7 protein-coding genes are annotated in these 13018 nt (G+C 65.1%); 2 read left to right on the plus strand and 5 right to left on the minus strand.

Going from position 1 to position 13018, the window contains the following annotated elements:
- Positions 1–3: 3 nt before the first annotated feature.
- Complete coding sequence (locus JIM95_RS00420) at positions 4–195, minus strand: ubiquitin-like protein Pup (protein ID WP_200257485.1); 192 nt, start codon at positions 193–195, stop codon at positions 4–6.
- A gap of 522 nt (positions 196–717) precedes the next feature.
- Between JIM95_RS00420 and JIM95_RS00425 the strand changes: the two genes are divergently transcribed.
- Both JIM95_RS00425 and JIM95_RS11450 read left to right on the plus strand, forming a co-directional pair.
- A complete protein-coding gene (locus tag JIM95_RS00425; protein ID WP_200257487.1) occupies positions 718–4620 on the plus strand; it encodes a Rib/alpha-like domain-containing protein in 3903 nt (1300 codons plus the stop codon).
- A 504-nt stretch (positions 4621–5124) separates the two neighbouring features.
- Positions 5125–7530 carry an HtaA domain-containing protein gene (locus JIM95_RS11450; RefSeq protein ID WP_200257489.1) on the plus strand — a complete coding sequence of 802 codons (2406 nt, stop codon included), beginning with the start codon at positions 5125–5127 and terminating at the stop codon, positions 7528–7530.
- A gap of 65 nt (positions 7531–7595) precedes the next feature.
- On the opposite strand, the gene dop is transcribed toward JIM95_RS11450, so the two are convergent.
- From dop to JIM95_RS00450, 4 genes are all read right to left on the minus strand, one after another.
- Complete coding sequence (dop, locus tag JIM95_RS00435; RefSeq protein WP_200257491.1) at positions 7596–9143, minus strand: depupylase/deamidase Dop; 1548 nt, start codon at positions 9141–9143, stop codon at positions 7596–7598.
- Between the two features lie 38 nt (positions 9144–9181).
- Entirely contained in the window at positions 9182–10801 is a 1620-nt protein-coding gene (arc, locus tag JIM95_RS00440; protein ID WP_200257493.1) for a proteasome ATPase, read from the minus strand.
- A 63-nt stretch (positions 10802–10864) separates the two neighbouring features.
- Positions 10865–11701, minus strand: coding sequence for a tRNA (adenine-N1)-methyltransferase (locus JIM95_RS00445; protein ID WP_200257495.1), 837 nt, complete (start codon positions 11699–11701; stop codon positions 10865–10867).
- 44 nt (positions 11702–11745) lie between these two features.
- Positions 11746–13008 carry a M18 family aminopeptidase gene (locus JIM95_RS00450; protein ID WP_410170732.1) on the minus strand — a complete coding sequence of 421 codons (1263 nt, stop codon included), beginning with the start codon at positions 13006–13008 and terminating at the stop codon, positions 11746–11748.
- Between the last annotated feature and the right edge of the window lie 10 nt (positions 13009–13018).

The following is a 13018-nucleotide window of genomic DNA, read 5'->3' on the forward strand; positions in this document are numbered from 1 at the left end:
CGGTTACTGTCCGCCCTTCTGCACGTAGGACCGGACGAATTCCTCGGCGTTGGATTCGAGGAGACCGTCGATCTCGTCGAGGAGGTCGTCGGTGCCGTGGGTGTCTATCTGCGACTGCACCGGTCCCTGGTCGCCGGAGTGGTCATCGCCACGACCACGACCACCACCGGCGTGAATGGACGGATTGCCTGCCATTGTGTTCCTCTCCTTCGGCGTGTACCTGACACCGGGTCTTCGATACCTCCCGGGCTGGCCGGAAGGATGACATGCGTACGTTACGGATTCAACTGTAGCCACGACCGGAGACATCCGTCCCTAAGGCCGGCCGAACCGTGTCACCGGAGGGCCGACGGTGTTCCGTTCCGCTGCGGACACCGCTGTCGGGGGATCTGACTGTGACTGAAGCAGGTCAGTTGTGCCGGTGAAAGCTTAATGGTGACTGTGGGTCGGTTGGGTTTTTACCCCTGTCTAACGTTAGGCAAGCCTAACCCAATCTGTGTTAGATTATCTGCTGGTAAGCCCCACCTAAACTGCTCAGGCGGGAGGGGAAACCGGTCCGGAATCGTCCGGAACCAGTAAATGTGCAGGTGAAAAGCCTGCAAAATGCAAGTACAGGCATATCTATGAGGGCGGAGACCGCTGCATGGTGGATCGCTCCCACGATCAGACCGATCTCCCCTTCACGGATACGTGAAGCAAAACATAAGGAAAATCTGAATGGCTCAATCAACTCGCCGTATGTCCCGGGCGGGAGTGGCAGCGATCGCATGTCTCTCCCTGACCCTCTCCCCCATCAGTCCGGTCGGTGTCGCACTCGCTGACACCACCTACACCAAGGGCGTCGAAGCCACCGAGGGGGCGAAGCAGGTCTACACCGCCGACACGGACGCCCTCCACTGGGGCATCAACGAGATGTTCCGTGGAAAGGCGACTGCCTTCGAGGCCGCCGACGGCGCCCGCTACGACGCCGAAGCGAAGCAGTTCGTGTTCCCCTACGTCTTCAAGGACGACGCAGCGAAGACCGTCAGCTACACCGGATCCGTCACGATCCTCGGTGAGTGCGAGGATGACGCAGATCCGGCCCGGGGCACGTGCAAGGTCGACGTGACCCTCACCGACCCGGTCGTCACCGTGGACCCCGACGGCACGAGCTCCGTCTCCGCCACCGTCCACTCCACCAGGGACGGCGCCGAGTGGTTCGGCCCCGAGACCGTCGAACTCGCCACACTCGACTTCTCCGGCGCCCGGTTCAACAACAGTGACACAGACACCACCTGGGTCGATGTCGCAGCCACCGCCACCGACGCAGCGGCCGACAACGCCTTCCTCGGCACCGGAGCACTCGAGAACGTCGAGTTCACCTACCCCGGTGAAACCGAGGCGAAGCAGGGCATCGAGATCTCCGTCGAGAAGTACTCCGCCGCCAAGTCCGATCTGAGCGTCGGCGACATGATGGAGACGATCGAGTTCGACGACGGAACCGTACTCCAGATCGCCGACCACTACGGGATCGACGCTGCACTGTTCAACGCAGAACACTCCGAGAGCGTCTCCGTGACCGGCATCGAGAGCATCATGGTCGTCGCGGACACCGCCACGAAAACCCTGTACTGGATCGATGACAACAACTTCATCAAGACCGGCGTGCTCGGTGACGACGGAAACGTCACCGCTATCGCCGAGTTCGCTCAGCTCGGTGAAACCGGACACGTGACCGGCTTCGCCCGGCAGGCCGACGGCACCCTCGGTGTCGTTCTCGTCCCCAAGTACAACACGGAGCCCACTTACGCGCGCATCGTCGAGATCACACCCTCCGGAGAGAAGACGGTCACAGAACTACCTTCGGCCAAGGACCTCTACCCGGAGATCGACGACAGCGGCGAGTACTACAGCGATGAGGCCTACGGACTGTCCTTCGGTGATGACCGCAGTCTCGACGCTCTCCCCGACGGGACATGGATCTTCAACCATGACTACGAGGTCACGGAAGGAAAGGGTGCGACCCCGATCCACATCACGCCGAAGGCGGACGTCAAGGCGTCGCTCCTGACCGGCGCGGCCGATCTCTTCGCGGACTTCCAGGCCGTCCGGGGCATCTACGCGAACGGCGACATCGTCGCCTTCTACAACGCCCGGAAGGAGTCCGACGCGGACAAGCACACCGTCGTCGGTTTCTACCGCTACGCCGACGGCGAACTGACCCCGATCTACACCAACACCGCCGCCGCCGAGTTCGAGATCATCGGCGGAGTCGGCACTGACGGCGATTCCCTCTACATCCTCAGCTCCGCGAACAAGACACTCACCGCGTTGAGCGCAGTGGACGGAACCGTCCAGGACAGCGTGGTCCTGGACGAGGCGACCGAGATCTTCAAGTACAGCAACACCGACTACAACAACCTCATCTCGTCGGGCGACAATCTGATCGTCACGATCCCCCAGGATGGTTCCGGCTACGGGGACAACCACACCAAGCTCGCGACGATCGCCAAGACGATGTCGGGAACGACGGGCGATTCGAGCGTCGAGCGCGTCACCGTCGGCGAGTACGACGATGAGACCAGCTACGAGCCCATGGTCGACGGCACGGTTGTAGCGGCCACCGTCGGTACCCCCGCTGTCGCTCCGGCACCGACCTTCGACAGGGTCGCCACCGACGCCACCGAGACCGATTCCGCACCTGTCGGTACGGAATTCGGCATCGCGGAGAACGTTCAGGGGGCGACTGTCGGTGTTGACGGATCAGTCACTCTCGAAGCCGTCGAATCCCAGGTGGATACCGATGTCATGGTGACGGTCCGGGTCTACTACCCGGACACCACCACCGACGAGTACACCGTGACCTTCAAGGTGACCGCCGCGGCTGACCCGGTCGCGGACACCGGCAAGGTGTTCTACGGCAAGGACGCTCTCACCGTCACCGCCGGCGAAACCGGAACCGTTTCACCGACGTTCGTCACCGATGACGGGGACAAGGACGTCCCCTCCGCCACCTTCGTCTTCGAGGGCGACGTTCCGGAGGGCGCGTCGATCGACGAGAACACCGGTGTCGTGACCTACAGCCCGGCCGTGGCGACCGACGACGTCGAGAACGTCAAGATCCGGGTGACATTCGCCGACGCGAGCACCCAGCTCACCGGTGTCTCACTCAAGGCGGAAGCGGCCACACCGACCTACACCGAGCAGGTCTGGTACCCGGATGCCATCAACGTCGCACCCGGAGAGACTGCCACGACCACGCCGAAGCTCGGCGGAATCGAATCCGGCAGCGAGAAGAAGGACATCCCCGAGAACTTCAGTTTCAAGCTCATCGAGGACATCGCCGGGGTCAGCATCGACGCCGCGACCGGGACCATCACCTACGCGGCTCCGGCCGACGCCGATGAGCAGACCATCTACCCGCGGGTCGAGGTCACCTTCCCCAGCGGCAAGACGCAGCAGACCGGTCCGGTCATCAACGTGAAGAAGGACGAGCCCGCCGAGAGCGAGATCTACGTCTACTACAGCACGGTCATCGTGGATCCCGGCGAGGAAGCGGTGGTGACTCCCGAAGCTGCGACGATCAGCCCCTACACCGTCGTCGACATGCCCGCTGGCACGACGTTCAAGTTCGTCGACAAGGACGATGAAGCACGACCGGCCGGCATGACCCTCGATGAGGACACCGGTGTCGTCACCTTCACCCCCACCGAGGAACAGGCCGGACAGAGCTTCTTCTTCCACGTCCAGGCGACCTACGGTGACGGAACCTCGGCTCCGAGGCCCGGCACCGGACTGGTCAAGGTCAACGAGGTGGCCACCCCGGTCCCGGAGACCAGCTCCGTGTACAACCTGTTCTACCCGAACACGGATGTCACCGCCGGTGAGAGTGTCACCTCCACGCCCTTCGCCGACAAGGCCGACACCGACGACATCGAGAAGGGCGAGATCCCGGACGGAACGACCTTCGAGCTCGCCGCCGCCGGTAACCCCGAGGGGGCTGTGATCGACTCCGAAACCGGCGTCATCACCTACACCCCGTCCGCTGACACGGAGACGAAGAACGTCGCGTTCTCCGTGAACGCCGAGTACTCGGACGGCTCAACCGATTCCGCGATCGCGGTGTTCCTCGTATCCGCCGCCGAGCAGGAGGCCGATGACAACGCCATGTACACCCCGGTGTACGCGAACGGCGAGGTCGAAGCCGGCGAATCCGCGGCAGTCGCACCCGGCTTCGACATGACCGACACGGACACGGTCGAAACCACCTCCGCCCCGGCCGGAACGACATTCAAGTTCTCCGGGACCCCGGACGCCGGCTTCTCCATCGACGCCACCACAGGCGTCGTCACCTACGAAGCCGCTGAAGACGCGGAGGACGCGACCGTCCAGGCCGTGGTCACCGTGACCTACGCGGACGGAACCGAGGATGAGGCAACCATCCTCTTCGAGGTGAAGGGTGCCGAGGATGAGGCCCCCGCCCCGTCCGGATTACCGTCACTACTGGGGCTGCTCACCGGTGGAATCATGGGGTTGATGACGGTGGGTTCACTGTTCAGCATCTTCGCGTCGATCATCCACTTCCTCACGGCACATGTGTTCGGCGGTCTCCGCCTCACGTCGTCCTTCGGTAACCACTGACACAGATGATCATGAGCCGTGACCCATCCGGGTCCGGACGATGATCGAAACGACCCGGGCCCGGTCCGTGTCCCCGACCACAGGGGACCGGAACCGGGCCCGGGTTCTTTCTCTTCCCGGCTGAGAGCCGGTCCCGTCACCGGCCCGATCCGCCGAAAAGGCCCTCCTCGTTCGAGAGGTCCGGTCGGGTATCGCCCGGTGTCGGGCCTCGTCATGGACCGGTTTTCCCGGGTCCGGTGACCCGGAAAATCAACCGTTCGGTTGATGGGTGACTACCTACTCGGGCCGCCGATCGCACCCATCGGGCGCCTGGCTGGCCGGTGGAAGGTGTCGGCGACGGTTCTCCGTGATTCTCCCGTGTTTAGGCGGCTGCAAAAGTGATGGTGAGGACCGCCTAACCTCTGTTAGTGTTGTCACCAATCACCGGTGAAGTCACCCCGAAATTCCGGAAGATACTCCAACCGGTGGCCGAATCCGAACACCAGATCCCCTAAGGACCCATCAGTGCCCAGAACCAACTCCGGCCGACTCACCCGCATCGGGCTCGCCACGGTGACCGCAATCTCAGTCAGCCTCGGTGTCGCGGCTCCCGCGATCGCCGGCGTCGACGACACCATAGGCATCACCCCGCGTCCCGGCGTCACCCAGGAATACGCGGACTCGACGCCCGCCCTCGAGTGGGAGATCCGAGACTCATTCAACAACTACACCGGTGGGGCTACCCATCTGTTCGACGGTGCGGAACTCGTCGACGGAACGTTCCTCTGGCCGTACAAGTCCACCGACTCAGACGCGGAAGGCAACACCGTCGTCCAGTACGGAGGAACGGTCAACTACATGAAGTACTGCGAGGGCGACGAACCCGTGCGCGGTGGCTGCCAGCTGGATCTCACCGTCGCCGACCCGAAGATCGTCTTCGATGCAGCCGAGGGCACCGGAACTCTCTACGCGACCGTGAACTCCCGGGTCTACCTGACCGGCGAATGGCTGGGGGTCGAAGAGGTGGCGTTCGCGAAACTCGACTTCAAGGCCGGCCGCTACAACAACCAGACCGATACCACCACCTGGAAGAGTGTCGCGGGATCACTGCTCGAAGACGGTCAGAAGGCCTTCTCGAACTTCTACACCTCAAACCCCTACATCAGTTCGCTGTCCTTCTCCTACCCGGGCAAAACCGAGCTGAGCGGGTCCGGCGACGCCGGTTACTCCCTGGCCGAGAGCATCCAGCTCCCGGTCAAGGCCGGTTACTCCGAACGGCTCTACGGCCTGTCCGACGGATCGGTGCTCTACGTGACGAACGAGTACGGTACGGGTAAGGGCGTCGTCGTCTCCCACGACCTGGACACGGTCTCCGACACCTTCGAGTTCGTGACTACCAACGCGACCGACACCGCCTTCGACTCCGCGACGAACACCCTCTACTGGGTGGAGCAGAAGCAGGATCCCGCGACGGCGGTCATCCGTGGCGCGACCGTGTCCTCCTCCGGTCTCGGCGCCTCCACGGAGATCGCGACCATTGAAGGGAGTGTCTCGGGATTCTCGCGGGACTCGTCCGACGGGACACTCGGTGTCCTGCACCTGCTGCCCAAACCCGAGGACTCCGTCGACGACTACCCCGCCAGTTTCACGACGATCGCCTCCGACGGCACCACGACCACGGTGGAACTCCCGGATGCCACCGCGCTGTACCCCGATGTCGACCCGGAGCAGCACTACAACGAGGTGTACGGCTCGCCCTACGTCTTCGGTGCGACCTCGGGTCTCCGCGCACTCAATGACGGCACCTATCTCTACGTCTACGATCACGCCGTTCCCCGGAAGGATGGTTCGGTACCGGGTGCTCTCCCCGTCCACATCACCCCGGCCAACGACGGTGCGAAGGCCTCGCTCGTCGAAGCCTTCACACCGGCGATCGAAGACCGCAGCCACAGCTTCCGTGGCGTCGCCACGGACGGTACGAACATCGGGATCTACAACGACTACAGCAATTCCAATGTCGCGTTCCTGAAGTACGAGAACGGCGAATTCACCATGTCGTACCATGCCGAAGAACCGGAGAAGCTCGTCTCCATCGCGGGCATGACCTTCAACTCGGCGGGCCAGGCCCTGGTGGCGTCCGCGAAGAACTACTTCATGGTCGTTGACCCGGCCACGGGTACCGTCCTCCAGGAGGCGTCACTCTCCGGCAACATGAAGGGCACAGAGAAGAACCTGCCGCTCGCGACCGTCATGGTCGGCAACGATGTGTTCATCGTCGATCGTCGCGAGATCGAGTACGTCGATTACGCGGGTCTCCAGCGCCTCGAGCTCCCCGGGGCCGAAGGCCAGTACAATCCGGACATCGCCGTGGTGAACATGGGGCATACGCCGGACAAGCCGGACTCGAAGAGCACCGCGGATTCCGTGGACGCCTACTTCGAGGACGACACCCTCGAGGTGACCGCCGGTGAGTCCGTCACCTCCGCCGGTATGGTCTTCGACGAGACGACGACCACCGTACGCGAAGCTGCGGCCGCCCCGGAGGGAACCGAGTTCAGTCTCATCGGCGCTCCCGACGGTGCATCGATCGACGCGAAGACCGGCGCCGTCACCTACGCCCCCTCGGCGGACACAGCCGCAGGTGAGACAACCATCTCGGTGAAGGTCTCGTTCAAGGACGGCAGCGACGAAACCGTCGACCTGACCGTGAAGGTCAGCGCGGCAGCACCGACGACGACGTCCAGCCCGGCACCGACCACGACTTCCACTCCGGCACCGACCACGGACGGTAGCAGCGGAACGGGCTTCCTCGCGGGTCTCTTCAACGGATTCCATGGCATCAGCCTGCTGGCTCTCGCGTCGTTCGGTGGGATCCTCTCCCTCATCGTGAGCTTGTTCCACTTCTTCAACCTGAGCATCTTCCGCCGCTAGGCAGAACCGGAAGGGGCCCGGCACCGGATACACATCCCGGTGCCGGGCCCCTGCCATTCACCGGATCAACGGCCGGGACCACCGATGAGATCGACCGGTGCCAGTTTGCGCTCATCCACGAGGCGGAGCAGATCAGCGGCGTCGGTGGCCCGGACCACGAGTTCACCGCAGTTCTCCCGGGTCAGACAATCGAGTTCGGGCATCCGGAGGCGATGGTGACCGGTGACCCGGTCCCCGACCACGACCACGGTGTCCCAGCTCGCCGCGAGAACCTGGTCGGGCCAGCGCCGCATGATCTCGCCGCGGAAGAACGCACGCGTGTCGTCCGGGGGTGTGAGTGCCGCGGTCTCGATCATCTCCGGATCGACGAGACTGCGCATGCTGCCCCGCCGGACCAGTGCGTGATGGAGACCGCGGGCCGGATCGATGTCCGCGTACTGCAGATCCACCAGCGCGATCTTGGGGTGCCCGATACCGAGACCGCGGTCGGTGAACCGCCGGATGAGTGACCACTTGGCCGTCCAGTCGAGCCTGTCGGCGGTGCGTAGCGGGTCCACGTCGAGATCATCGAGGAGCTCCTCTGCCGTGCGCAGCACGAGACGGTCGGTGTCACTGACTGGGCGGCATCGGGCGAGGTACTCCCGGAGGATTGCGGTGGCCCGCAGCTCACGGCCATCCGCCAGCCGGAGGGTCTTCCGGCAGTCGAGATCCCGGGACACCTGCTTCACCGCGGCGACGGGGTCCGCGATTTCGAGGTCGGAGAAGCCCTCTCCGGCCTCGATCGCGTCGAGCACCAGCGACGTGAGACCGAACTTGAGCAGGTTCGACGTCTGGGACATGTTTGCGTCACCGATGATGACGTGGAGCCGGCCCCACCGGTCGGCGTCCGCGTGCGGCTCGTCGCGGGTGTTGACGATCCCCCTGTTGAGGGTCGTCTCGAGTGACACGGTCTGTTCGATGTAGTCGGCTCTCTGACTGATCTGGAATCCCGGCGACTCACCCCGTTCGCCCAGCCCGACGCGCCCGGCGCCGATCAGCACCTGCCGGGTGACGAAGAACGGGATGATGGCGTGGGTCAGGACGTCGAAGTCCGTGGACCGGTTCCAGCGGTAGTTCTCGTGACTCCCGTAGCTGGCCCCTTTCCCGTCCACGTTGTTCTTGTAGACCTTGAGCGCGGGGCACGGGGGCTGCCCCTCGATGACGCTCTCGTCGCGGGCGGTGTACTGGTGGACCGCATCGACCGCCCGGTTCATCACGAGGTCGCCGGCGGCGTCGTAGATCATCGCCTGCATCGCGTCGGAGGTCTCCGGGGCGGAGTACTCGGGGTGGGCGTGATCCACGTAGAACCTGGCGCCGGACGACGTGATCACGTTGGCGACACCGACGGTGTTGGGGTCGATGACCGGGGCCGTACGGAACCTGCGGAGATCGAAACCCCGGGCGTCCCGCAGCGGGGACTCCTCACCGAAGTTCCAGCGTGTCCGGCGCAGCGACGCTCCGGTGGCCACCGCGTAGGCGAGGACCGTGTGGGTGGAGGTGACGATCGGACTTGCCGTCGGATCGTCGGGTGTGGAGATTCCGTACTCGGTCTCGGAACCGATGAAACGCGACATGGTGTGTCTCTTTCTGACGTGGCGTGCAAAGACCCGGATCAGGCGTTCGTCTCGAGGACGCGGACACCGGTGACCCGCGCGCCGGGGCGTCCCGTGATGCGGGACCAGGCGTCCGGATTCGAGGTGTTCGGGAGATCCTCGTTCTCCATGTTCTCGGCATCGATGGCGCGGGCGAGGTGCTCGTCGGTGATGCCGTTCGTCGTGCCGGCCAGATGGTCCTTGATCGCCTCCTTCTTCGCCCGGTCGACGATGTTCGCGATCATCGCCCCGGAGATGAAGTCGTGGTAGTGGAGGACCTGGGTGCCGCCGTCCAGATACGTCAGTTCCACGAAGGGACGGGGGCGGAACAGGTACTCCGCCGCGTTGTCGATGAGTTCCTGCGGGTCCCCGGCCACGGGCACATTCTCATGGAGCAGCCGGTGGAAGATCTCTCTCGCTCCGGCCCGGTCCGGGCGCCGTACGCGGATCTTGACGTCGAGACGGCCGGGACGGAGGATCGCCGGATCGATGAGTTCCTCGCGGTTCGTTGCACCGATGACGATGACGTTGGACAGGCTCTCGACGCCGTCGAGCTCGGCGAGCAGCTGCGGGACGACGGTGGTCTCCATGTCGGAGGACACCCCGGTTCCCCGGGTACGGAAGATGGACTCCATCTCGTCGAAGAAGACGATGACGGGTCGTCCCTCGCCCGCGAGTTCCCGCGCGCGTTCGAAGATGAGCCGGATCTGGCGCTCCGATTCGCCGACGTACTTGTTCAGGAGTTCCGGACCCTTGACGTTGATGAAGTACGAGCGGGAGCCGTCGCCGATCCGTTCAGACAGTGAATTTGCCACAGCCTTCGCGATGAGGGTCTTGCCGCAGCCGGGCGGACCGTAGAGCAGGACCCCCTTGGGCGCCCGGAGGCTGTAGGCCCGGTAGAGTTCGGGATGGGTGAAGGGGAGCTCCACGGCGTCCCTGATGCGGGTGATCTGGTCATCCAGTCCCCCGATGTCCGACCAGGTGACGTCCGGTACCTCCTCGAGCGCGAGTTTCGCGACCTCGGTCTTCGGGATCACCTCGAATGCGTAGCCTGCGCGGGTGTCGATGAGCAGCGTGTCACCCGGGCGCGGGGGCTTCTCGCCGGTCAGCAGTGGGCCGGCGAGCCGGACGAGCCGCTCTTCACCGGTGGTGTCGACGACGAGAGCGCGGTTGTCCTCCAGGACCTCGGTGACTCCCGCCATCTCGCCGGAGTCGTCGAAGCCGCACACCTCGACGACCTGGGCCCCCTCCCCGAGCCGCACCCGCGCCCCGGGGACGAGTTCAGAGCGGTCGATGAGTGGGCTGACGGCCAGGCGCATGCGCCTGTTCGAGGTGAAGACCTCGGCGCAGGTCTCCTCCATGCCCGGAGTCGCCTCGAGATAGGTGCCGTACGTGGACGGTGGTGCCGCGAGTTGTTCCAGCTGCTCATTGAGGGTGGCCAGTTTGCGCCGGGAGGCGGTGAGCAGCTCGACGAGCTTGGTGTTGCGGGTCGCCAGTTCCCGGTTCTCCCGGCGGACGCGCCGTAGCTGCGTCGCGAGGTCCCGGTTCACGTCAGCCGCGGAGCGCGGCGCGGGAATCGTCTGCCCGGCAACGTCGGCGGTGGTGTCTTCCGAATCGGGGGTGTCGGCGGAGGTACTCATGAAACTCCAATCTAGACCACCGGGGTGAGCCGGCTGTTCTCTACACATTCTCGTCGGGTCGCGTCACTTCCGGGCGCGGCGCTGCGGTCGGGGCGCGACGGTGCCGTCCGCGAGGCGTCTCGCCCAGACGAGGAACGCGGTGTGGGCGTTCATCCGGTGCTCCGGCCTGGTGGCCAGTCCCTCGACCTTCCAGTCCCGGACGAGGGACTCCCAGGCGCGCGGCTCGGTGAAGCACCCCTGTGCGCGGATCCCCTCCATCACCTTCATCAGCTGCGGGACGGTGGCCACGTATGTCATGAACACCCCGCCGGGCAACAGGAGTCCGCGGACCGCGTCGAGGCACTCCCACGGTTCGAGCATGTCGAGGATTATGCGGTCGACCGGGCCACCGATGTCGTCCACGGTGACCTCCTTCAGGTCACCCAGTCGGGGGGACCACGTGGCGGGCCGCCCGCCGAAGAACTCGTCGACGTTCGACTCCGCGTAGTCGAGGTGGTCCTGCCGGATCTCGTAGGAGATCAGTTCGCCGGACTCACCGATCGCCCGCAGCAGGGTCATCGACAGGGCACCGGATCCGGCCCCGGCCTCGAGAACCCGGGCACCGGGGAAGATGTCTCCCTCGATGAGGATCTGGGCGGAGTCCTTCGGGTAGATGACCGCGGCGCCCCGGGGCATCGACAGAACATGGTCGACCATCAGGTGCCGGAAGCAGAGGTAGAGGCCCCCCTGGGAGGATTCCACCACGGTGCCCTCGTGCTGGCCGATGATGTCGTCGTGTGCGATGCCGCCCTTGTGGGTGAAGAAACTCTCCCCTTCCTTGAGGACGATCGTGAAGTGGCGGCGTTTCGCGTCGGTGAGCTGGACGCGGTCTCCCGCCTGGAAGGGTCCGGAATAGGCCATGGGTGTCTCTCGTTCGTGTCTCGTCTGGTCGTGGGGGCGGTCTGTCAGGCGCCGGCGTAGTAGGCGCCGAGGATCTGTGCGAGCGTATCGATGTCCCGGGCGGCGGCCATCTCCCGTGCGGAGTGCATGGAGAGGATGGGTACACCTGTGTCGAGTGTGGTGATACCCAGGCGTGTCGCCGTGATGGGCCCGATGGTCGTTCCACAGGGTACGTGGTTGCCGGAGACGAACACCTGGTTGGGTGCTTCGGCGGCGGAGCAGATCCGGTGCCAGAGGGCCGCGGACTCGGCGTCGGTCGCGTACCGCTGCTTCGCGTTCACCTTGAGAGCCGGGCCGAGACCGGCGAGCGGCCGGTTGACGGGATCGTGCCGGTCGGCGAAATTCGGGTGCACGGAGTGTGCGGCGTCCGCGGAGATGCAGGAGGAGCGTGCGTACATCCTCGCCCTGGCGTCGATGCCGGTGGCACCGAGCGCTTCGGCGGTGCGCTCGAGGACGTTCTGCAGGATGGGTCCGCCCGCGCCGGTCACCGCGCCGGAACCGACCTCCTCGTAGTCGAAGGCCGCCAGGACGAGGATGTCGTTCTGCCGGTCCGCTGCCCCGTCGTGCACGGCTTCGATCAGCGCTGCGGTGGCGGGCCAGACGCTGGACAGGTTGTCCAGACGGGGCGCGGCCAGGAGGTCCCGCTCGGCCCCGAAGAGCTCAGGGGCCTGGGTGTCGCAGGTGATCAGATCGTGGGCGATGATCTCCCCGTCGATTCCCGCCAGGCGGGCGACGGTCTCGAGCACGGTTTCCCGGGGGTCACCGGCGCCGAGGACCGGACATAGGTGGCGCTGCGGGTCGTACTCGAAACCCTTATTCACCTTCGGGTCGAGATGGATCGCGAGGTTCGGGACGCGGAGCAACGGGCCGGTGTCCACCAGGTGCCGTGTGCCGTCCGCGGTGATGACCCGTCCGGCGAGCCGGAGCTCGCGGTCGAACAGCGTGGACAGGACCGGGCCGCCGTACACCTCGCAGGCCGCCTGCCGCCAGCCGGCGGTTCCGGCGTCCGGAATCGACTTGAGTTTCAACCCGGGTGAGTCGGTGTGCGCTCCGACGATGCGGAATCCCGAGTCCGGTCCCGCCCCCTCGGGGACGTACCAGGCCATGACGGCACCGCCCCGGACCATCACGTGTCCACCGGGGGCCGCATCCCATGAATCGGCCTCGGCCTGTCGGGTGAATCCGGCGGCGGTCAGCTCCCGCCGGACCTGATCCGCCGCGTGGTACGAGCTCGGGGATGCGTGGATGAAGTCACTGACGCTGATCATGTACTCCATC

It is taken from the genome of Corynebacterium antarcticum (assembly GCF_016595285.2).
Lineage (GTDB): Bacteria > Actinomycetota > Actinomycetes > Mycobacteriales > Mycobacteriaceae > Corynebacterium > Corynebacterium antarcticum.

Bases quoted from the DNA above. Each gene is read 5' to 3' on its own strand.
- JIM95_RS00420 (WP_200257485.1), bottom strand. From the start codon at position 195: ATGGCAGGCAATCCGTCCATTCACGCCGGTGGTGGTCGTGGTCGTGGC.
- JIM95_RS00425 (WP_200257487.1), top strand. From the start codon at position 718: ATGGCTCAATCAACTCGCCGTATGTCCCGGGCGGGAGTGGCAGCGATC.
- dop (WP_200257491.1), bottom strand. From the start codon at position 9,143: ATGTCGCGTTTCATCGGTTCCGAGACCGAGTACGGAATCTCCACACCC.
- arc (WP_200257493.1), bottom strand. From the start codon at position 10,801: ATGAGTACCTCCGCCGACACCCCCGATTCGGAAGACACCACCGCCGAC.
- JIM95_RS00445 (WP_200257495.1), bottom strand. From the start codon at position 11,701: ATGGCCTATTCCGGACCCTTCCAGGCGGGAGACCGCGTCCAGCTCACC.
- JIM95_RS00450 (WP_410170732.1), bottom strand. From the start codon at position 13,008: ATGATCAGCGTCAGTGACTTCATCCACGCATCCCCGAGCTCGTACCAC.